This is a genomic window from Pseudomonas fluorescens, from assembly GCF_005938625.1.
Classification (GTDB): Bacteria; Pseudomonadota; Gammaproteobacteria; order Pseudomonadales; family Pseudomonadaceae; genus Aquipseudomonas; species Aquipseudomonas fluorescens_BD.
Genome location: NZ_VCNJ01000076.1, coordinates 1 through 20593, shown reverse-complemented (window position 1 = coordinate 20593; position 20593 = coordinate 1). Strand labels below are relative to the sequence as shown.

Annotated in this window: 25 protein-coding genes; 10 read left to right on the top strand and 15 right to left on the bottom strand. The window is 58.5% G+C overall.

What is annotated here, in order from left to right; genetic code table 11:
* Positions 1–137 precede the first annotated feature (137 nt).
* From infA to trxB, 4 genes are all read right to left on the bottom strand, one after another.
* On the bottom strand, positions 138–356 hold the full coding sequence (gene infA, locus FGA82_RS29270; RefSeq protein WP_002553999.1) for a translation initiation factor IF-1: 219 nt from the start codon (positions 354–356) through the stop codon (positions 138–140).
* Positions 357–468: 112 nt separating this feature from the next.
* Positions 469–1176, bottom strand: a complete 708-nt coding sequence (locus FGA82_RS29265; RefSeq protein ID WP_141129781.1) for an arginyltransferase — start codon at positions 1174–1176, stop codon at positions 469–471.
* A gap of 57 nt (positions 1177–1233) precedes the next feature.
* Complete coding sequence (gene aat / locus FGA82_RS29260) at positions 1234–1914, bottom strand: leucyl/phenylalanyl-tRNA--protein transferase (protein ID WP_141129780.1); 681 nt, start codon at positions 1912–1914, stop codon at positions 1234–1236.
* A 63-nt stretch (positions 1915–1977) separates the two neighbouring features.
* Complete coding sequence (gene trxB / locus FGA82_RS29255) at positions 1978–2937, bottom strand: thioredoxin-disulfide reductase (RefSeq protein WP_141129779.1); 960 nt, start codon at positions 2935–2937, stop codon at positions 1978–1980.
* A 297-nt stretch (positions 2938–3234) separates the two neighbouring features.
* Here trxB and FGA82_RS29250 point away from each other — a divergent pair, with 297 nt between their 5' ends.
* The 6 genes from FGA82_RS29250 to cysG all read left to right on the top strand — a co-directional run bounded on the left by FGA82_RS29250 (position 3235) and on the right by cysG (position 10860).
* A complete protein-coding gene (locus tag FGA82_RS29250; protein ID WP_141129778.1) occupies positions 3235–5643 on the top strand; it encodes a DNA translocase FtsK in 2409 nt (802 codons plus the stop codon).
* Positions 5644–5710: 67 nt separating this feature from the next.
* Positions 5711–6331: an outer membrane lipoprotein chaperone LolA gene (lolA, locus tag FGA82_RS29245; RefSeq protein WP_141129777.1), complete on the top strand. Its 621-nt coding sequence runs from the start codon at positions 5711–5713 to the stop codon at positions 6329–6331.
* A 141-nt stretch (positions 6332–6472) separates the two neighbouring features.
* Positions 6473–7795: a replication-associated recombination protein A gene (locus FGA82_RS29240; RefSeq protein WP_141129776.1), complete on the top strand. Its 1323-nt coding sequence runs from the start codon at positions 6473–6475 to the stop codon at positions 7793–7795.
* Positions 7795–8169 carry a fluoride efflux transporter CrcB gene (gene crcB / locus FGA82_RS29235; RefSeq protein WP_129394504.1) on the top strand — a complete coding sequence of 125 codons (375 nt, stop codon included), beginning with the start codon at positions 7795–7797 and terminating at the stop codon, positions 8167–8169. The genes FGA82_RS29240 and crcB overlap by 1 nt, the downstream gene beginning before the upstream one ends.
* A gap of 15 nt (positions 8170–8184) precedes the next feature.
* On the top strand, positions 8185–9465 hold the full coding sequence (serS, locus tag FGA82_RS29230; protein WP_007908080.1) for a serine--tRNA ligase: 1281 nt from the start codon (positions 8185–8187) through the stop codon (positions 9463–9465).
* A complete protein-coding gene (gene cysG / locus FGA82_RS29225; protein WP_141129775.1) occupies positions 9466–10860 on the top strand; it encodes a siroheme synthase CysG in 1395 nt (464 codons plus the stop codon).
* A gap of 94 nt (positions 10861–10954) precedes the next feature.
* Here cysG and FGA82_RS29220 read toward each other — a convergent pair whose 3' ends face one another.
* The 8 genes from FGA82_RS29220 to FGA82_RS29185 form a co-directional block, all read right to left on the bottom strand.
* Complete coding sequence (locus FGA82_RS29220; protein ID WP_141129774.1) at positions 10955–11956, bottom strand: glutathione S-transferase family protein; 1002 nt, start codon at positions 11954–11956, stop codon at positions 10955–10957.
* 91 nt (positions 11957–12047) lie between these two features.
* A complete protein-coding gene (locus tag FGA82_RS29215; protein WP_141129773.1) occupies positions 12048–13049 on the bottom strand; it encodes a glycosyl transferase family protein in 1002 nt (333 codons plus the stop codon).
* Entirely contained in the window at positions 13046–13381 is a 336-nt protein-coding gene (locus FGA82_RS29210; RefSeq protein WP_102899345.1) for a TusE/DsrC/DsvC family sulfur relay protein, read from the bottom strand. Before FGA82_RS29210 ends, FGA82_RS29215 begins: the two co-directional genes overlap by 4 nt.
* Positions 13378–13671, bottom strand: coding sequence for a sulfurtransferase complex subunit TusB (tusB, locus tag FGA82_RS29205; protein WP_141129772.1), 294 nt, complete (start codon positions 13669–13671; stop codon positions 13378–13380). The genes FGA82_RS29210 and tusB overlap by 4 nt, the downstream gene beginning before the upstream one ends.
* On the bottom strand, positions 13671–14027 hold the full coding sequence (tusC, locus tag FGA82_RS29200) for a sulfurtransferase complex subunit TusC (protein WP_141129771.1): 357 nt from the start codon (positions 14025–14027) through the stop codon (positions 13671–13673). The genes tusB and tusC overlap by 1 nt, the downstream gene beginning before the upstream one ends.
* Before the next feature lies 1 nt (position 14028).
* Entirely contained in the window at positions 14029–14421 is a 393-nt protein-coding gene (tusD, locus tag FGA82_RS29195) for a sulfurtransferase complex subunit TusD (RefSeq protein ID WP_077573604.1), read from the bottom strand.
* Between the two features lie 200 nt (positions 14422–14621).
* Complete coding sequence (locus FGA82_RS29190) at positions 14622–15326, bottom strand: YoaK family protein (protein WP_141129770.1); 705 nt, start codon at positions 15324–15326, stop codon at positions 14622–14624.
* Between the two features lie 25 nt (positions 15327–15351).
* Positions 15352–15681, bottom strand: a complete 330-nt coding sequence (locus FGA82_RS29185) for a DUF6388 family protein (protein ID WP_141129782.1) — start codon at positions 15679–15681, stop codon at positions 15352–15354.
* A 134-nt stretch (positions 15682–15815) separates the two neighbouring features.
* Here FGA82_RS29185 and FGA82_RS29180 point away from each other — a divergent pair, with 134 nt between their 5' ends.
* A complete protein-coding gene (locus FGA82_RS29180; RefSeq protein WP_141129769.1) occupies positions 15816–16166 on the top strand; it encodes a hypothetical protein in 351 nt (116 codons plus the stop codon).
* Positions 16167–16282: 116 nt separating this feature from the next.
* Here the strand turns inward: FGA82_RS29180 and FGA82_RS29175 are convergent, their stop codons facing one another.
* Positions 16283–16708 (bottom strand): GNAT family N-acetyltransferase, encoded by a 426-nt coding sequence (locus FGA82_RS29175; protein ID WP_141129768.1) that lies wholly within the window; start codon positions 16706–16708, stop codon positions 16283–16285.
* 148 nt (positions 16709–16856) lie between these two features.
* Between FGA82_RS29175 and FGA82_RS29170 the strand changes: the two genes are divergently transcribed.
* The 3 genes from FGA82_RS29170 (at position 16857) to FGA82_RS29160 (ending at position 19253) form a co-directional block, all read left to right on the top strand.
* Positions 16857–17294 carry a hemerythrin domain-containing protein gene (locus FGA82_RS29170; protein WP_141129767.1) on the top strand — a complete coding sequence of 146 codons (438 nt, stop codon included), beginning with the start codon at positions 16857–16859 and terminating at the stop codon, positions 17292–17294.
* Positions 17295–17515: 221 nt separating this feature from the next.
* Positions 17516–18151 carry a lytic polysaccharide monooxygenase auxiliary activity family 9 protein gene (locus tag FGA82_RS29165; protein ID WP_141129766.1) on the top strand — a complete coding sequence of 212 codons (636 nt, stop codon included), beginning with the start codon at positions 17516–17518 and terminating at the stop codon, positions 18149–18151.
* Positions 18152–18194: 43 nt separating this feature from the next.
* Entirely contained in the window at positions 18195–19253 is a 1059-nt protein-coding gene (locus FGA82_RS29160; RefSeq protein ID WP_141129765.1) for a chitinase, read from the top strand.
* A gap of 69 nt (positions 19254–19322) precedes the next feature.
* Here the strand turns inward: FGA82_RS29160 and FGA82_RS29155 are convergent, their stop codons facing one another.
* Positions 19323–19742 (bottom strand): DUF6896 domain-containing protein, encoded by a 420-nt coding sequence (locus FGA82_RS29155; RefSeq protein ID WP_141129764.1) that lies wholly within the window; start codon positions 19740–19742, stop codon positions 19323–19325.
* On the bottom strand, positions 19739–20593 hold an 855-nt coding region (locus FGA82_RS32735; protein WP_212760556.1), incomplete at its 5' end, for an RHS repeat domain-containing protein. The genes FGA82_RS32735 and FGA82_RS29155, both read right to left, overlap by 4 nt.

The following is a 20593-nucleotide window of genomic DNA, read 5'->3' as shown; positions in this document are numbered from 1 at the left end:
TGGAAAAGGTGACTCGCTGTAGGAGCGAAACCGCCAGTAGCAACCCCCGCAGCAACGGATATACACACAAGACCAAAACCCAAATCCCAGACAAACAAAAACGCCCGGCATAAACCGGGCGTTCTGTATTGACTTGATTAACGAGCGCGGTAAGTAATGCGCCCTTTGCTCAAGTCATAGGGCGTCAGCTCGACGCGCACTTTGTCACCGGTAAGAATACGAATGTAGTTCTTGCGCATCTTGCCGGAAATATGCGCGGTTACGACGTGCCCATTTTCCAACTCCACACGAAACATGGTGTTGGGCAGGGTGTCGACGACAGTGCCTTCCATTTCGAAGCTGTCTTCTTTCGACATGCAGTAAAGCCCTCGGTATCCAATGAATGGCCCGGTGCAACTGCGCCAGGCAAAAGCGGCGTGCATTGTGCCCGAAAAATGGGGTTTACGCCAAGGGGTTTACGGCTTGGGTTTAGTTGAGGATGACCCAGCGCTGATTAATCAGCAATTCGATGGGTCGGTATTGCGTCTTGTAGTTCATCTTTTTGCAGTTCTTGATCCAGTATCCGAGGTACACCGCCTCAAGCCCGAGGCGCTGTGCCTCGGCGATTTGCCAGAGGATGGCAAATCGGCCAAGGCTGCGGCGCTCTTCGTCGGGTTCGTAGAAGGTGTAGACCGCTGACAAACCATTCGGCAGCAAATCGGTCACCGCCACGGCGAGCAACCGTCCGTCGAGTCGGAACTCGTAAAAACGCGAGAAAGGCAGATCACGTACCAGAAAAGTCGAGAATTGATCACGGCTTGGCGGGTACATATCGCCATCAGCGTGGCGTTGTTCGATATAGCGCTGGTACAGATCGAAATATTCTTCACTGAATTGCGGCTTGGCCGGGCGCACCTGCAAATCCATGTTGCGCTTGAAAATCCGCTTCTGCTGACGATTGGGCATGAACTGCGCCACCGGAATGCGCGCAGGCACACACGCATTGCAGTTCTGGCAATGCGGGCGGTACAGATGATCGCCGCTGCGACGAAAGCCCATTTCCGACAGGTCTGCGTAGACATGCACATCCATGGGCTGGCTCGGATCGAGAAACAGGGTCGTGGCCTGCTCCTCGGGCAGATAACTGCAAGAGTGAGGCTGAGTGGCATAGAACTTCAAACGCGCCAACTCGGTCATGATCAACCCTCGGGATAAGCTGGTGAATTAAGTGTAAGCCACGCGCGCAAAAGTCGCTCAGCAAACCCAGGTGGCACGATTGGGTTGATCCAGGTGATTTGCCAGATAGTCGGCGAATTGCTGGCGAGGAATGGCCCGCGCGCCGAGGCTGTGCAGATGATCGGTCGGCATCTGACAGTCGATCATTACGAACCCCGAGTCGTTCAGATGGCGTACCAGGGTGGCAAAGCCGAATTTCGAAGCGTTGTCGGCGCGGCTGAACATCGATTCGCCGAAAAACAGTTGGCCCATCGCCAGGCCGTACAGGCCGCCGACCAGTTCGCCCTGATCCCAGACCTCCACCGAATGGGCGAAGCCGCGACGATGCAGTTCAATGTAGGCGTCCTGCATGGCTTCGGTGATCCAGGTGCCGTCGGCGTAATCCCGTGGCGCGGCGCAGGCGCGGATCACGGCGTCGAAGTCCTGGTCGAAGGTCACTTGGTAGCGTTGCTGGCGCAGCAGTTTGCCGAGGCTGCGCGAGACATGCAGTTCGTCGGGAAACAGCACTGTGCGAGGATCCGGCGACCACCAGAGAATCGGCTGGCCCTCGGAAAACCACGGAAAGCAGCCGTGACGGTAAGCCTGGATCAAACGATCGGCCGACAGGTCGCCACCGGCGGCGAGCAATCCGTTAGGGTCGCGCATGGCCTTTTCCAGCGGCGGAAAAGTCAGGGAATTACGTTGTAACCAAGTCAGCATGGCATCCAGGCTTGCAGAAGGGGAGGGCGGTGCGGGCTGTTCGGCCCGCGATAAAGTGTGCCGTTAAATGACAGGAATGTCGTCCAGATACTTCTCGGCATCGAGCGCGGCCATGCAGCCGGCGCCCGCCGACGTCACCGCCTGGCGGTAAACGTGGTCGGCTACATCGCCGGCGGCAAACACCCCGGGAATCCCGGTGGAGGTCGCGTCGCCGTCGCTGCCACCCTTGACCTGCAAATAGCCGTCGCGCATCGACAACTGGCCTTGAAACAGGTCGGTGTTGGGTTTGTGGCCAATGGCGATGAAGACGCCGGCCAGCGCCAGTTCACCGGTTTCTCCGGTATGGCTGTCACGCAGTCGCGCGCCGGTGACGCCGCTGGCATCGCCGAGTACTTCGTCGAGATTCTGGTTCCAGTGCAGGCGCACGTTGCCGTTGGCGGCTTTCTCGAACAGTTTGTCCTGGAGGATTTTCTCCGAACGCAGCTTGTCGCGGCGGTGGATCAGATGCACCTCCTTGGCAATGTTCGACAGGTACAGTGCTTCCTCAACCGCCGTGTTGCCGCCACCGACGACCGCGACCACCTGATTGCGATAGAAAAAGCCGTCACAGGTCGCACAGGCGGAAACGCCTTTACCGGCGAAGGCTTCTTCCGAGGGCAGCCCCAGGTATTGCGCCGACGCGCCGGTGGCGATGATCAGCGCATCGCAGGTGTAAGTGCCGCTGTCGCCAATAAGCTCGAACGGGCGCTGCTGCAACTTGGCGGTGTGGATGTGGTCGTAAACGATCTCTGTGGCAAAGCGTTCGGCGTGTTTCTGCATGCGTTCCATCAGCACCGGGCCGGTCAGGCCTTCGACGTCGCCCGGCCAGTTGTCGACTTCAACGGTGGTGGTGAGCTGGCCGCCGGCCTGCAGGCCGGTAATGACCACGGGTTTGAGGTTGGCGCGGGCGGCATACACGGCAGCACTGTAGCCGGCCGGACCGGAGCCGAGGATGATCAGGCGTGAATGCTTCGCTACGTTCATCAAATACACCTCATAAGCCTTTGTCACAAAAGGTAATGCATGCTCAAATTGAGTCGCGGGTTCTGTGTGCTTGACTATGCTCAGTCCTGGGGTTTGAAGCATGGCATCAGACGCACAAACCCGTACAATGCCGGGCTGTTACAGAATATTCGCGGTGCGTTGTGTTTATAAAAAGCGCGACGCAGTGTTAAAAGTAGTCTCAGTTGCGCTCGTTCACTTTTTTACCTGCCTGGATTGGGCAGTTTTTTATCGTCATTCAATAGATGGACGCGCCTCGGGCGCAGGAAAAGAAGCGTTTTGAAGAAATCCACCGAAGCACCAAAAACAGTCGTTCCGCTCTGGCGCCAACAATTGCACTACCGGCTCAAGGAAGGTGCATTGATCGCCATCGGTGCCTTGTGCCTGTTCCTGATGATGGCTTTGCTGACCTACGGCAAGGACGATCCGGGCTGGAGCCACAACAGCAAGATCGACGACGTGCAGAATTTCGGCGGCCCGGCGGGCTCGTACAGCGCCGACATCCTGTTCATGGTGCTCGGTTACTTCGCCTACATCTTCCCGTTGCTGCTGGCGATCAAGGCTTACCAGATCTTCCGTCAGCGCCACGAACCGTGGCAGTGGAGCGGCTGGCTGTTCTCCTGGCGCCTGATCGGTCTGGTGTTTCTGGTGCTGTCCGGCGCTGCGCTGGCTCATCTGCACTTTCACGCGGCCTCGGGTCTGCCGGCGGGTGCCGGTGGTGCGCTGGGCGAAAGCCTCGGCAATCTGGCGAAGAACGCGCTGAATATTCAGGGCAGCACCCTGTTGTTCATTGCGTTGTTCCTGTTTGGCCTGACGGTGTTCACCGATCTGTCGTGGTTCAAGGTGATGGACATCACCGGCAAGATCACCCTCGACCTGTTTGAACTGTTCCAGGGCGCACTCAATCGCTGGTGGTCGGCGCGTACCGAGCGCAAACAGCTGGTCGCGCAGTTGCGTGAGGTCGACGATCGCGTGCATGACGTGGTCGCGCCGACGGTGACCGACAAACGTGAGCAGGCCAAAGTCAAAGAACGCCTGATCGAACGTGAGCAAGCCCTGAGCAAGCACATGTCCGATCGCGAGAAACAAGTGCCGCCGGTTATCGCACCGGCCCCGGTCAAGGCGCCTGAGCCAAGCAAACGCGTACAGAAAGAGAAACAGGTGCCGTTGTTCGTCGACAGCGCCGTGGAAGGCACTTTGCCGCCGATCTCGATTCTTGATCCTGCGGAAAAGAAACAACTCAATTACTCGCCTGAATCCCTGGCGGCGGTCGGCCATTTGCTGGAGATCAAGCTCAAGGAGTTCGGTGTCGAGGTCACGGTGGATTCGATTCACCCGGGTCCGGTAATTACCCGTTACGAAATTCAGCCTGCCGCCGGCGTCAAAGTCAGCCGCATCGCCAACCTCGCCAAAGACCTCGCGCGTTCCCTGGCCGTGACCAGTGTGCGGGTGGTCGAGGTGATTCCGGGCAAGACCACTGTCGGTATCGAGATTCCCAACGAAGACCGGCAGATCGTGCGCTTCTCCGAAGTGCTGTCGACGCCTGAGTACGACAACTTCAAATCGCCGGTCACGCTGGCACTCGGTCATGACATCGGCGGCAAACCGGTGATCACTGACCTGGCGAAGATGCCGCACTTGCTGGTGGCCGGTACCACCGGTTCCGGTAAGTCGGTGGGTGTGAACGCGATGATTCTGTCGATCCTGTTCAAGTCCGGCCCGGAAGACGCCAAGCTGATCATGATCGACCCGAAGATGCTGGAGCTGTCGATCTACGAAGGCATTCCGCATTTGCTGTGCCCGGTCGTGACCGACATGAAGGATGCTGCCAACGCCCTGCGCTGGAGCGTTGCCGAGATGGAGCGTCGCTACAAGCTGATGGCGAAAATGGGCGTGCGCAACCTGTCTGGCTTCAACGCCAAGGTCAAGGAGGCGCAGGACGCCGGCGAGCCGTTGAGCGATCCGCTGTACAAACGCGAAAGCATTCACGACGAAGCGCCGTTGCTGCAGAAACTGCCAACCATCGTCGTGGTGGTCGACGAATTCGCCGACATGATGATGATCGTCGGCAAGAAGGTCGAAGAACTGATCGCCCGTATTGCGCAGAAGGCGCGTGCGGCGGGTATTCACTTGATCCTCGCGACCCAGCGGCCATCGGTGGACGTGATCACCGGTCTGATCAAGGCCAACATTCCAACGCGTATGGCGTTCCAGGTATCGAGCAAGATCGACTCGCGCACCATCATCGATCAGGGTGGCGCCGAACAACTGCTCGGCCACGGTGACATGCTCTACATGCCACCGGGCACCAGCCTGCCGATCCGGGTGCACGGTGCATTCGTATCCGACGATGAGGTACACCGTGTGGTCGAAGCGTGGAAACTGCGCGGCGCACCGGAATACAACGACGACATCCTCAACGGTGTCGAAGAGGCTGGCAGCGGTTTTGAAGGCAGCAGCGGTGGCGGTGACGGTGATGATCCGGAAGCCGACGCTCTGTATGACGAAGCTGTACAGTTTGTGCTGGAAAGCCGTCGTGCCTCGATTTCCGCGGTACAGCGCAAGCTGAAGATTGGCTACAACCGCGCCGCACGGATGATCGAAGCCATGGAAATGGCCGGCGTCGTCACCTCGATGAACACCAACGGTTCCCGTGAGGTCCTGGCCCCGGGCCCGGTACGCGACTGATTGCAAACGCAAGAGGCGGGACAATGATGTGCCGCCGCTCTCCCAACGAGTATTCAAGAGGACTCCCATGCGTCTTATCCGCATGTTGCTGCCAGTACTGGCGCTGACCACTCTCACGGCCCACGCCGATGACAAGGACGTGGCGCGTCTGACCCAATTGCTGGAAACATCCAAGACCCTGAGCGCGAATTTCTCGCAGCTGACCCTCGACGGCAGCGGCACGCAATTGCAGGAAACCACCGGCGACATGACCCTGCAGCGCCCAGGCCTGTTCTACTGGCACACCAACGCGCCGGCCGAGCAGACCATGGTCTCCGATGGCAAGAAAGTCACACTGTGGGATCCGGATCTGGAACAGGCCACCATCAAGAAGCTCGACGAACGTCTGACCCAGACCCCGGCGCTGCTGCTGTCCGGTGACGTGTCGAAGATCAGCCAGAGCTTTGATATTTCCGCGAAAGAGGCGGGCGGTGTGATCGACTTCACCCTCAAGCCGAAAACCAAGGACACCCTGTTCGACAACCTGCGTCTGTCGTTCCGCAACGGTCTGCTTAACGATATGCAACTGATCGACAGCGTCGGCCAGCGCACCAACATCCTGTTTACCGGGGTCAAGGCCAACGAGCCAGTACCGGCAACCAAGTTCAAGTTCGACATCCCCAAGGGTGCCGACGTGATCCAGGAATAAACCCAAAACCCTTTGTAGGAGTGAGCCTGCTCGCGATTCGATTTGTCAGTCACATCTTCATCGTCTGACCCGCCGCTATCGCGAGCAGGCTCACTCCTACAGGGTCAATGATCGGCAAAATAGAGGTTTCAACGCTACGTGATGGATCTGTTTCGCAGTGCACCGATTGCCCAGCCACTGGCCGCGCGTTTGCGTGCGACCAATCTGGATGAGTACGTCGGTCAGGAACACCTGCTCGCTCGCGGCAAGCCTCTGCGTGAGGCGCTGGAGCAGGGTGCCCTGCATTCGATGATCTTCTGGGGCCCGCCGGGCGTGGGCAAAACCACGCTGGCGCGGTTGCTCGCGGAAGTCTCCGATGCGCATTTTGAAACGGTCTCGGCGGTGCTCGCCGGGGTCAAAGAGATCCGTCAGGCCGTTGAAATCGCCAAGCAGCAGGCCGGTCAGTACGGCAAGCGCACAATTCTGTTCGTCGATGAAGTGCACCGCTTCAACAAGTCCCAGCAGGACGCATTCCTGCCGTACGTTGAAGACGGCACGCTGATCTTCATCGGCGCCACCACCGAAAACCCTTCGTTCGAACTAAACAACGCTCTGTTGTCGCGCGCCCGCGTCTACGTGCTGAAAAGCCTCGACGAAGCGGCGCTGCGCAAACTGGTGCACCGCGCACTTACCGAAGAGCGCGGTCTGGGCAAGCGCAACCTGATGCTGAACGACGAAGGCTTCCAGATGTTGCTGTCGGCCGCCGATGGCGACGGCCGGCGTCTGCTCAATCTTCTGGAAAACGCCTCGGATCTGGCCGAAGACAACAGCAAGATCGGCACCGAGTTGCTGCAAAGCCTGCTCGGCGATACTCGTCGACGTTTCGACAAGGGTGGCGAGGCGTTCTACGACCAGATCTCGGCGCTGCACAAATCGGTACGCGGCTCCAACCCCGACGGCGCGCTGTACTGGTTTGCGCGAATGATCGACGGCGGGTGCGATCCGCTGTACCTGGCCCGGCGCGTGGTGCGCATGGCCAGCGAAGACATCGGCAACGCCGACCCGCGTGCGCTGAGCCTGTGCCTCGCCGCGTGGGAGGTTCAGGAGCGCCTCGGCAGCCCGGAAGGCGAGTTGGCCGTGGCCCAAGCCATCACTTATCTGGCCTGCGCGCCGAAAAGCAACGCGGTGTACATGGGCTTCAAAACTGCCCTGCGTGCCGCCGCTGAAAACGGCTCGCTGGAAGTGCCACTGCACTTGCGCAACGCACCGACGAAACTGATGAAACAATTGGGCTACGGCGACGAATACCGCTACGCCCACGATGAGCCGGACGCTTATGCCGCCGGCGAAGACTACTTCCCGGAAGAACTCGAGCCAATCCCGTTCTACCAACCGGTGCCGCGCGGCCTCGAATTAAAGATCGGCGAGAAGCTCAATCACCTCGCCCAACTTGACCGTTTAAGCCCTCGGCAGCGGAGAAAATAGTGCTTCCATTGATCGTTGCGGTCTCCGTCGGCGGGGTTGCCGGCACCCTGTTGCGCTTCGCCACCGGCAATTGGATCAACGCCAATTGGCCGCGGCACTTCTATACCGCGACGCTGGCCGTTAATATCGTGGGCTGTCTGTTGATTGGCGTGTTGTACGGCCTGTTCTTGATACGCCCGGAGGTGCCGATCGAGGTGCGTGCCGGGTTGATGGTCGGCTTCCTCGGGGGGCTGACGACTTTTTCATCCTTTTCACTGGATACGGTGCGCCTGCTGGAAAGCGGGCAAGTGCCGCTGGCCCTGGGCTATGCGGCACTCAGCGTATTCGGCGGGCTGCTCGCGACGTGGGCTGGCCTGTCTTTGACCAAACTTTGATAACGAGAAACCGACATGCTCGATTCCAAACTGTTACGTAGCAACCTTCAGGACGTAGCGGACCGCCTGGCTTCCCGTGGCTTTGCCCTGGATACCGCGCGCATCGAAGCGCTGGAAGAACAGCGCAAGACCGTCCAGACCCGCACCGAAGCACTGCAGGCTGAGCGTAACGCGCGTTCCAAATCCATCGGTCAGGCCAAGCAGCGCGGCGAAGACATCGCGCCGCTGATGGCGGATGTCGAGCGCATGGCGGGCGAACTGAGTGCCGGTAAAGTCGAACTGGACGCGATCCAGACCGAACTGGACTCGATCCTGCTCGGCATTCCGAACCTGCCGCACGAATCGGTTCCGGTCGGCAAAGACGAAGACGACAACGTCGAAGTGCGCCGCTGGGGCACGCCGACTGCTTTCGATTTCGAAGTGAAAGACCACGTTGCCCTGGGCGAAAAGTTCGGCTGGCTGGATTTCGAAACCGCCGCCAAGCTGTCCGGCGCGCGTTTCGCCTTGCTGCGGGGCCCGATCGCCCGTCTGCACCGTGCCCTGGCGCAGTTCATGATCAACCTGCACGTCAACGAGCACGGCTACGAAGAGGCTTACACGCCTTATCTGGTTCAGGCTCCGGCGCTGCAAGGCACCGGCCAGTTGCCGAAGTTCGAAGAAGACCTGTTCAAGATCGCGCGCGAAGGCGAAGCCGATCTGTACCTGATCCCGACCGCCGAAGTGTCGCTGACCAACATTGTTGCCGGTGAAATCGTCGATTCGAAACTGCTGCCGATCAAGTTCGTTGCCCACACACCGTGCTTCCGCAGCGAGGCCGGTGCATCGGGTCGCGACACCCGCGGCATGATCCGTCAGCACCAGTTCGACAAAGTCGAAATGGTCCAGATCGTTGAGCCGTCGACCTCGATGGAAGCGCTGGAAGGCCTGACCGCCAACGCTGAAAAAGTCCTGCAACTTCTCGGTCTGCCTTATCGCACCCTGGCGCTGTGCACCGGCGACATGGGCTTCAGTGCGGTCAAGACTTACGATCTGGAAGTGTGGATCCCGAGCCAGGACAAATACCGCGAAATCTCCTCGTGCTCGAACTGCGGCGACTTCCAGGCCCGTCGCATGCAAGCGCGTTTCCGCAACCCGGAAACCGGCAAGCCTGAGCTGGTGCACACCCTGAACGGTTCCGGTCTGGCCGTCGGCCGTACCCTGGTTGCCGTGCTGGAAAACTACCAGCAGGCCGACGGTTCGATCCGCGTGCCGGACGTGCTGAAGCCGTACATGGGTGGCCTTGAGGTCATCGGCTAAATGAAATATCTGCCGCTGTTTCACAACCTGCGCGGCAGTCGTGTGTTGGTCGTCGGTGGGGGGGAAATTGCCTTGCGCAAATCCCGCCTGCTGGCCGATGCCGGTGCGCTGCTGCGGGTGGTCGCACCTGAAATCGAAACGCAACTGCGTGAGCTGGTCGCCGCTTCTGGCGGTGAATGCCTCTTGCGTGGTTACGTTGAGGCGGATCTGGACGGTTGCGGGCTGATCATTGCCGCCACCGACGACGAAACGCTGAACGCACAAGTTTCCAGCGATGCTCACCAGCGCTGCGTGCCGGTCAACGTGGTCGATGCGCCTGCCTTGTGCAGCGTGATCTTCCCGGCGATCGTTGATCGCTCGCCGCTGATCATCGCGGTGTCCAGCGGCGGCGATGCGCCGGTGCTGGCGCGCTTGATCCGCGCCAAGATCGAAACCTGGATTCCATCGACTTACGGTCAGTTGGCCGGACTCGCCGCGCGTTTCCGCAATCAGGTGAAAAGCCTGTTTCCGGATGTGCAGCAACGTCGTGGTTTCTGGGAAGACGTGTTTCAAGGGCCGATTGCTGATCGACAGCTGGCCGGGCAGGGCGCCGAAGCCGAGCGTCTGCTGCAAGCCAAGATCGATGGCGAAGCCATGGTCACCACCGGTGAGGTGTATCTGGTCGGCGCGGGCCCGGGCGATCCAGATCTGCTGACCTTCAAGGCTTTGCGTCTGATGCAGCAAGCCGATGTGGTGCTGTACGACCGCTTGGTGGCGCCAGCGATTCTTGAGCTGTGCCGTCGCGATGCCGAGCGGGTCTACGTTGGCAAACGTCGTTCTGATCACGCCGTGCCGCAGGATCAGATCAACCAGCAACTGGTCGATCTGGCCAAGGCCGGCAAGCGCGTGGTGCGTTTGAAGGGTGGCGATCCATTCATCTTCGGCCGTGGCGGCGAAGAGATCGAAGAGCTGGCGGCTCACGGCATTCCGTTTCAGGTGGTGCCAGGTATCACGGCGGCCAGCGGTTGCGCAGCGTATGCCGGGATTCCGCTGACGCATCGTGATTACGCGCAGTCGGTGCGCTTTGTCACCGGGCATTTGAAGGACGGTTCCACCGATCTGCCATGGGCCGACCTTGTCGCGCCGGCGCAGACTCTGGTGTTCTACATGGGCCTGGTCGGCTTGCCGGTCATTTGCGAGCAACTGATCAAGCACGGTCGATCAGCGGATACTCCGGCGGCGTTGATTCAGCAAGGCACCACGGTCAATCAGCGCGTCTTCACCGGCACGCTGGCTGATTTGCCGCGACTGGTGGCGGAGCATGAAGTGCATGCGCCGACACTGGTGATTGTCGGGGAAGTGGTGCAACTGCGCGAGAAACTGGCGTGGTTTGAAGGGGCTCAGGCGCAGGTCTGAGTCAGATCAAAAGATCGCAGCCTTCGGCAGCTCCTACATGAGAATGCGTTCTCTGTAGGAGCTGCCGAAGGCTGCGATCTTTTGCTTTTTGCTATTAACCCTTCAACCAAACCCCTTTCCCAGCCAGCGGCGCCCGATCATGCGCCAAGGTAAAATCCTGCTCCGGCCCCTTCGGCACAATTCCCGTCGGGTTAATGGTCTTGTGACTGCCGTAGTAGTGGTTCTTGATGTGCTGGAAATCCACCGTCTCGGCAATCCCCGGCAGCTGATACACCTCACGCAGCCAGTTCGACAGATTCGGGTAATCGGCAATCCGCCGCAGGTTGCACTTGAAGTGCCCGTGGTACACCGCGTCAAAACGAATCATCGTGGTAAACAGGCGGATGTCCGCTTCTGTCAGGTACTCACCCGACAAGTAGCGATTGGCACCCAGCACCTGCTCCAGATGATCCAGCTCGGCAAACACCCCAACGAACGCTTCTTCATAAGCCTCTTGCGACGTAGCGAAACCAGCGCGGTACACGCCGTTGTTCACGGCCGGATAGATTCGCTCGTTCAACGCGTCGATCTCACCGCGTAACGGCGCCGGGTAGAAATCCAGGTCGTTGCCGGTCAGATCATCAAACGCGCTGTTGAACATGCGGATGATTTCCGCTGATTCATTGCTGACGATGCGTTTGAGCTTCTTGTCCCACAGCACCGGTACGGTGACGCGGCCAGTGTAATCGGCAGTGTCGGCGGTATAGCGCTGATGCATGAATTCAAAACCATCGAGCTTGTCGCCCGTAGAGCCGAGTGCTTTGTCGAAGGTCCAGCCGTTTTCCAGCATCAGCCAACTGACCACTGAAACGTCGATCAGATTTTCCAGGCCTTTGAGCTTGCGCAGGATCAACGTGCGATGTGCCCACGGACAGGCGAGGGAAACGTAGAGGTGATAGCGCCCGGCTTCAGCGGCAAAACCGCCTTCGCCGCTGGGGCCGGGTTCGCCGTTAGCGGTCACCCAGTTGCGGCGCTTGGCCTGTTCGCGCTGGAACGCGCCGTCCTTGCTGCTTTCGTACCACTTGTCCTGCCAGTGGCCATCGACGAGTAAACCCATGATCAAGACTCCGTAAACCAATAATCGTTGGAGTCGAGTTTATTCCGATGAGTTCGAACAAAAAGCGCAAAGATCGGGCGTGAATGATCGGTTAAATCGATTTGTTCCGCGCGGCCCAGTACTGCTCGGCGGTTGCGAAGGCTTGTTCGCGGGGTTGGCCGAGGCCGCGCAAGGCCAGGGCCATGGTCGCAATCAAGGCCATTTGCGGGTAACTGTCGACTACCTCGCCACGCCAGACGGCTTTCAGATGTTCAACGTCCAGGCTCGCCGGTTTGACGTGGCGTTGCGCCGACAACTGCGGCCATTCCTCGTCCCAGCTCTCGCCGTCGGTGGTGCCGTAGAGGTGGCTGTCGGCATCCGGGTTGATCTCGATTTCGCCGCCGTCGCCCTTGACCACAATGGCCGTGTCGCCGAGCAGGCCGCTGGCATCGCGATGCACTGCCTGATAGCCAGGATGGAAAATGCTTTGCAGCCCGCAACGCGCGCCCAGCGGATTGAGAATCCGTGCCAGGGAGTGAATCGGTGAGCGTAGGCCCAAGGTGTTGCGTAGATCGATCATCTTTTGCAGTTGCGGCGCCCAGTCCACCAGCGGCATGAACGCCAGTCCACCGTTGTCCAGCGCCGTGCCGGCCTGTTGCCAGGTGCGGCACAACGGGATATTCAATTCGTCGAGCAATTGCTCGCTGTACAGACGCCCGGCGGTATGAGCGCCGCCGCCGTGCATGAAGATGCGCACGCCATTTTGCGCCAGGCATTTGGCCGCCAGCAGATACCATGGCAGATGCCGCTTCTTGCCGGCATAGGTCGGCCAGTCCAGATCGACGCTCAGCTTTGGGGCCTGCAAACGCTCGCGCAGGGCTTCGGTGAAACCGGCCATCTCCTCCGCGCTTTCTTCCTTGTGCCGCAGCAACATCAGGAACGCGCCGAGCTGGGTGTCTTCAACCTTGTCGTCGAGCACCAGGCCCATGGCTTCGCGAGCCTCTTCGCGGGTCAGATCGCGGGCGCCGCGTTTGCCCTTGCCGAGGATTCGCACGAATTGGGCGAACGGGTGTTCGGCAGGCGTTTCGAGGGTCAGTGCTGGAAAGTCGGTCATAAGCAATTCGTCGGTTTGGGCAGGCCCGCCAGTTTTGCGGCGAGTTTGGCGGGGGTGCCTTTGAACAGTCGGTTCAGGTGCAGGCTGTTGCCTTTGTCCGGGCCGAGTTTCAACGCGGTGTACTTGATCAATGGACGTGTGGCCGGGGACAGCTGGAATTCTTCGTAGAAGCTACGCAGCAGTTCGAGGACTTCCCAGTGTTCGGGCGTCAACTCGATCTCCTCGGCGGCAGCGAGGGCGCTGGCAACGTCGGCGGACCAGTCGCTGAGGTCGACAAGAAAACCGTCCTTGTCCAGTTCGATGGCGCGGGCGCCGACGGTCATGGAGTTCATAGCCAGCTGTTGACCTTGTCGTGATGGATCGACAGTTCGACGAAGGCCGGGTAATCGATCGCCTCGGCCCAGTCCGGAACTTCGATGGCGCGCGCCTGTGCATCTTCGGCAAGGACGAATAATTTGATTTGACGGTGTTCAAGTGCAGTGAACGGCGCGGTGCCCGATTGCAAGGCGTAGACCGCATCGCCGGACAGCAACAAAGCATCAGCGCTGCCGATCAGACGCAGGCAGCTGGACAGGCGATCGTCGCCGAACGGGGAATGAGACAACACATGCAAAGTCGACATCAGAGGGTGATCACCTGGTCGTAACGGTCAATAAGGGCGGTGATTTGTTCGGCGGCCAGTGGCTGTGCTTCTTCCAGCGACAGTTTGTCGAGACCGCGAGTGCTGGCGCTGTCGGCGCAATAGAACAGCTCTTCGACACCAAACATCGGCAGCGCCTGCAGGTTGGCGCTGAGGTCTTTCTGCTGCAGGGCCTTGGCATTTTGCCCGACGCTGAGTTGCAGCACGCCATCATCGAGAAACAGCAAACCGATCGGCAGATCGAACGCGCCGCCGGCCAGCACAATGTCCAGCGCTTCGCGGGCTCCGGGACCGGACCACGGCGATTGACGGCTGATGATCAACAGGGATTTGGCCATCTCACGCACCTCCGAAGCAGATCAAACGGTCGGCGTCTTGCACCGCATCATGCAACTGACCGAGACCAGACAATTCCCACGGCGCGCTGACCGAAATTGCTTCACGCTGGTAGCGCTTGGCTTCTTCAGCATTTAGCGCACCACGGCGCAGGGCGGCGGCGATGCACACCACGCCGTCCAGCTTTTGCTCGGTGATGAAGGCGCGCCATTGTTTGGGCAGGTCGAGTTCGTCCTGCGGGGTGACCACCGCATCCGAAGCGTTATAGACGCCGTCCTGATAGAAAAACAGCCGGACAATCTCATGCCCACCGGCCAGGGCGGCTTGCGCAAACAGCAGGGCGCGGCGCGAGGAGGGCGCATGGGCGGCGGAAAACAGCGCGATGGCGAACTTCATGACGGACTCGATCAGCAAAACTGTGGCCATGATAAAGCATTGCAGACCGCAAAGGATCGCAGCGCTTACAGGGAAACGTGATCTCTGTAGGAGCTGCAGCACGCTGCGATCTGTTGATCTTGATCTTTAAAAGCAAGATCAAAAGATCGCAGCCTCGTTTCACTCGACAGCTCCTACAGGGGATTCGGGCGAGATCTCAATCAACGCGGCATGTAACCCAACTGCCAGCGCCGCGGGATTTTCAGCGATAGCAGTCCGATCATCGCGGCCAGCAAGCCGCTGACAAACATCGCCTTCAGTCCCAAATGATGTTCCAGCACCGCCCCCAGAATCGCGCCGATAAACATCCCGCTCCATGGCACCAGTTGCACCCGCCAGCCACTGCGCCGTTCGCCAAGCATCCAGCGACCCAATCCACGGCCGAACCGCGACAACGCGCCAGTCACGTATGTCAGCCCTACCGGTAAGCCATTCACTTCTTCGACCGCCGCGTTGAGCATGCCCATCGCAGTGATCGCCGCCATCAGCGCCGGCAGTTGCGTGTCGAATGGCCAGGCCGCCGCCGCGCACAGCAGGGTGGCGATACACAGCAGCAGCGGCAGCGCCCGGCGTCCGCCGAAACGTGCGACGACAACCCCCAAGGCATTCCCGACAATAAATGTTGCGATGAGGATCAACAAACGCACGGTCAGCCCGATATCGCCATCGCTGATTGCCACGGCGAGTCGAGTGGTGTTGCCGCTCATGAACGAGACGAAATCGCCGCTGGCCATAAAGCCGATGGCGTCGGTCATTCCGGCCAGTACCGAGAGGCTGGCCACCAGCGCCAGACCAATCCGCCCGCGCCACTTTTGTGTGTGCAGGTGGCCGGGGCTGGCGCGGTGAGTCGAGGCGGATGGCAGCATGAGTGGCGGTGTCCTTTCGCGGCGGTTACGGTTCTATGTCATACAGATCGCAATACTCCAGCCAATCCATCCCGGCCATTTCCGCGACTTCACGATGTACTTCCAGGCGCTGCGCCTGGTATTCCTCAGGCGAGTCAGCGGTCAGTTGCAAGGTCAACTCCCAGGCGAACAGTCCGAGGCTTTCCGCTTCGGCCTCAAACGCTTCATGCAGGCGCTCTTCGCGATACTGCGCTTGAGTTTCGCCTTTAGCCTGAGCCAGTAACGGGTTGAGGTGGTCGAGGGTTTCGCGCAGTTCGGGGCGCGCGTCGAGAAATACTTTCAGGGCATGTTCATGTCGCTGGTCGGTAGGCGCCATGTGGTTTCCTTGTGAGTCTGATGAGCTTAGGTTGCCGCAGCGGCCTGCGCGTGTCGCGCTATAAATGCAGTAAAGCAGATCGATTTCTGCTGCTGCGGTGATACAGTCCGCTTTTTTCTGAATGAGCGAATGCAATGCGAATTCTGATGGTAGCGCTGGTGGCGACACTGCTGGCCGGTTGCGCAGGCTCGGTGATGGACGATGCTCGCACGAAAACCCCGTACAAGGTGTTGACGTCGGACAAGGCTGAAAAAGTCGTGGCGCAGTGTGTGCAGTTCGGCTGGCAGGACGAAGCGGTGTTCGGTGTGGATGCGGCGGCGTATCTGGAGCCGCGCAAATCGGGCGGTACGACGGTGTATACCCGTTCGGCGGAGTCGTTCGTTGATGTGATTACCGAGGCATCGGGCACGACGCTGAATTACTACGCGCAGAAGGACGATTTTGTCGCCAAGCGCCGGTTGGCGGCGTTAGCGACCTGCCTCTGATCATGTGTTGACGCGGCTGTCGGCATCGTCGGAACGCCGCCCGTAGCAGGCTCACTCCCACAGTGGAATGCATTCCAGATGTGGGAACGAGCCTGCTCGCGAAGGGGGCGGTACATTCAATCTACAAGTCGCTTCTGGAAAAAATGCCGTTTGTGCCCCGGCGGATAATCGACGATTTCCCCAAACTGGCTATACCCCAGCTTCTTGTAGAACTCTGGCGCCTGAAAGTCGAACGTGTCGAGCCATGCGCCGATGCAGCCTTTCTCCCGCGCCAGCTCTTCGGCCATGCGCATCAGCTTCGAGCCAATTCCCTGGCCCCGGCCTGCTTCAGGCACTGACAGCAAATCGATGAACAACCACTGGCAGACCAGCCGGCCATAGAGTCCACCCAGAATCTGATCGTGATCGTCACGCACCAGCAGGGTGAGCGGCTCGGATACCGCGATCCCGGCCTTGGCCACGTTATAGGCATGCAGGGGCGCCAAAATGGCCCGGCGTTCTTCTTCTGTGGAATGTTGCGACAGCTCGATGCGCAAATTCATGCGTGACTTCCTTGTAGTTTGAACCCGCAGCCTATCCTGCCCTGCGGCCATCTTCCAAGCCCTGCCTCAACACGGTGGAACTGCCGCTCTCGCGCTGGGGTCTAGCCTTTACAGCGTCATTCCAGCACGCGGTTGATGAGGATCCCCCATGAATATTTTCGAAGCCCTTCGCGAAAGCCATGACCGCCAGCGTAGCTACGCCAAAACCCTGATCGAAACCAGCGGCGATACGCCGGAACGGGTTGAAGCCTACAAACAGCTCAAGGCAGAACTCCAGGCTCATGAAACTGCTGAAGAGCGCCATTTCTACATCCCATTGATGGAGTTCGATAACGGCGTCGACCTGAGCCGCCATGCCATCTCCGAACACCATGAAATGGACGAAATGATGGAAGAACTTGATGAGACCGAGATGTCCAGCCCGGCGTGGTTGGCCACCGCGAAGAAGCTCTCTGACAAGGTTCATCACCATCTAAAGGAAGAAGAGCAAAAATTCTTCCAGATGGCCGGCAAATTGCTCAACGAAAAACAGAAAGAGCAGCTCGCCGGGCAGTACGAAAAGGAGTTCCAGGCACAGTTGTCGTGAGTACGGATCGGCAGTTTTTGCAGCATCGGCGTGTAATCTTTTGACCTCATGTCGGGTGGGCGTTGTCGCAAACAACTGTATATTCATCCAGTATTTGCGGTGTTTTTACGGCACAAGGCTGTTGACTGCGACAAAACCGCCGATGGACAAAAAATCCGTCTCCGTTAGCTTGAAGGCCTCTCCTCGGAAAGGAGAGTTCTTAAATCAACGGAGTGAAAAACATGAATCAACCACAAGCACAAACCCAACTGCGACACGGTCGTGTCATTTCCCCTGCAAGCCGCGGTGCGGTAGCGATCGAGCAAGGATTGCTCGGCGCCTGGCAGGTCAACGAAATGGAAGGCGGGAAGAATTTCCCGGCACTGGCAGCGGGGCCGTTTCCGGCGCCTTACCAGAGCGACTCGGACAGTGTCACGCCACCGGCCGATGGCTACATTCTCAGCGGTGGCAAAAGTGATGCTCGCGACTGTGTGAACTTCACCAATGACGAAATGAGCAAAAAGCTCGCTCGTCCGTTTACCTGGCCGCTGCTCAATGTCACCCCGGGGCAAACCCTCGAAATAAAATGGGAATACACCGCGCCGCACACCACCCGTGGTTACCGCTGGCTGATCACCAAGGATGGCTGGGACCCGAAGCAACGCATTACCCGTGCGCAACTGGAAGCCCAACCATTTGCCGAGGACTTCTACACTCAGGTGCCTTACTACAGCCATTCGGCGGAAATGAAGGCGAAGTTTAATCACGCGGTAGAACTGCCAGCCAATAAAAAAGGTCATCACGTCATCGTGCTGATGTGGATCGTCGCCAACACCGGCAACGCTTTCTATCAGGCGTTCGACGTCGACTTCAAATAACGGCGATATGTCGTCAAACCCACACGTTCTGAAGGATTAGAACATGTCAAAAATCGATTTCTCATTAGTGCAAACCGCGATGAGCGATGCCGCTTCGCTGATGCCGAGCATTGCCGGCAAAAAGATCCTCATGGGCTTCTGGCACAACTGGCCGGCGGGGCCGAGCGATGGGTATCGCCAAGGCCGTTTTGCCAGCCTTTCACTGGAGGAAGTGCCCAAGGAATACAACGTGGTCGCGGTCGCTTTTATGAAGGGCAGCGGGATTCCGACCTTCAAACCGTTCAACGTTTCCGATGCCGAGTTCCGCCGTCAGGTCGGCGTGCTCAACAGTCAGGGGCGGGCGGTACTGATTTCCCTCGGCGGCGCCGATGCGCACATCGAGTTGCGCAGCGGTCAGGAACAACCACTGGCCAATGAAATCATCCGTCTGGTGGAAACCTACGGCTTCGACGGGCTGGACATCGATCTTGAACAGAGCGCGATTGACTTCGCTGCCAATAAGACCGTCCTCCCGGCCGCACTGAAACTGGTCAAGGATCACTACGCAGGCCAGGGCAAGCACTTCATCATCAGCATGGCCCCGGAGTTTCCATACCTGACCAGCACCGGCAAATACGTGAGCTACCTGCAGGCACTGGAAGGCTACTACGACTTCATCGCCCCGCAGTTCTACAACCAGGGCGGTGACGGAGTCTGGGTGCCGGAAGCCAACAACGGCGCGGGTGCGTGGATTGCGCAGAACAACGACCCGCTGAAGGAGGATTTCCTTTACTACCTGACTGAAAGCCTCGTGACCGGTACTCGCGGCTTTACCAGAATTCCGGCGGACAAGTTCGTCATCGGCCTGCCGGCCAACAACGATGCGGCGGCCACCGGTTATGTGATCGACAAAACCGTGGTCGGGAATGTCCTCAAACGTCTGGCGATCAAGGGGATACCGATCAAAGGCTTGATGACCTGGTCGGTGAACTGGGACAACGGCAGCAGCAAGGATCGTGTGCCATACAACTGGGAGTTCAGCCGGCGTTATGGGCCGTTGATTCACGGGGTTCCTGCCGCCGAGCAGGCTGTCGGTGACATGCAATCGCTCATCGCTCGTTAGCTGCAAATAAAAAAGCCCGGTAGCGCTGCCGGGCTTTTTTATTGGTTTGGAATGCGTGCGGGTATATTTTTATTTGGTTTTTACTAGGACGTAAAGATTGTCATTGATCGACATTTTTTCGATTCTGTTTAAATAGATAAGCTCTTTGAATTCCTTTTCGAGTGTTTTCTTGTTGCAGTATTTTTCATACATAAGCGGCCTGTCCGAAGCGTAAATGTAAAGGCGCCATACGTCAAAGCCGTCGATTCTGCTGTTCGAGCCGTAATCGAAGTCCACTGATTCTGATGGGAAATGAATGGCGCACCCTACGCCGTGCAGCTCATATTGAATTTCATCAGTTATTTCACCGCAGCGTTCGATTTGCTTGCTCCGCCAGAGCCTTAAAATATTCCGAGTGCCAAATTTTTTTTGTAGTAATTCTGTTCCACTTTCAACTTTTGAAAGGAAGTCAGTTATTAGGTCCTCAAGATTTTTATCGACTGTTTTCATCTTCTTCTGTGATGCTCCAATCGGTCGTGTCCGACATTGTTAGCTGATTCAATGACTTCTTCGATCGTATTAAGTTGTCCTTTATGCTCTCTGATGTTTGTGATCAATTTTATAGTTATTGGCGTTGCTGTTTGTTTTGCAGCTGCTGCACGATGGTGTCCATCTAGAATATAGAAGGTGCCCTGATGTTCTGCTACGTCTATGGGATAGTTGACATCGTAGCCACCTGCTCGCATTTGATCCCTTATTTTTTCGACGTGTTTAGTTGATTTTTTTCCCATAATTGCATGCGTTCGCTTCACTGAATGCGGGTCAATGCCATGGGTTAAGTCCGGTAATTGTGGTTCACGCTCATCAACCTTAGCCCCATCACTTCCACCCGGCACCTCACACCCAGGCTTATTCGGCGGCGGACAGTTGGAGCTCAACCCCAACGGATCCACCCACCCCGTCGGATTCGGCACGTACTGGTACTGATTCAACCCACCGGCCAACTTGATCGGATCCGGCGTCAGATACCGTCCCAACCGCGGGTCGTAATACCGGTGGCGGTTGTAATGCAGCCCGCTTTCGCCATCGAAATACTGCCCCTGAAAGCGCAGCGGCTGGTTCAGGTAGTCGTCGCCGGCCAGGGTCAGCGCGGCGACTTTGCCGTAGGCGTCGTATTGCGCGGACCAGACGATGTCGCCGCTGTAGTCGGTGAGTTCCTGCGGGGTGCCGAGGTGGTCGAGCTGGTAGTAGAAGGGGCAGGCTTTTTTCGGGCCTTTGCCGTCGAGCAAGGCGAGCGGGCGGAAGGTGCCGGGTTCGTAGACGTAGCTGCGGTATTCGCGTTCGCTGCTTTCGGCGACGAG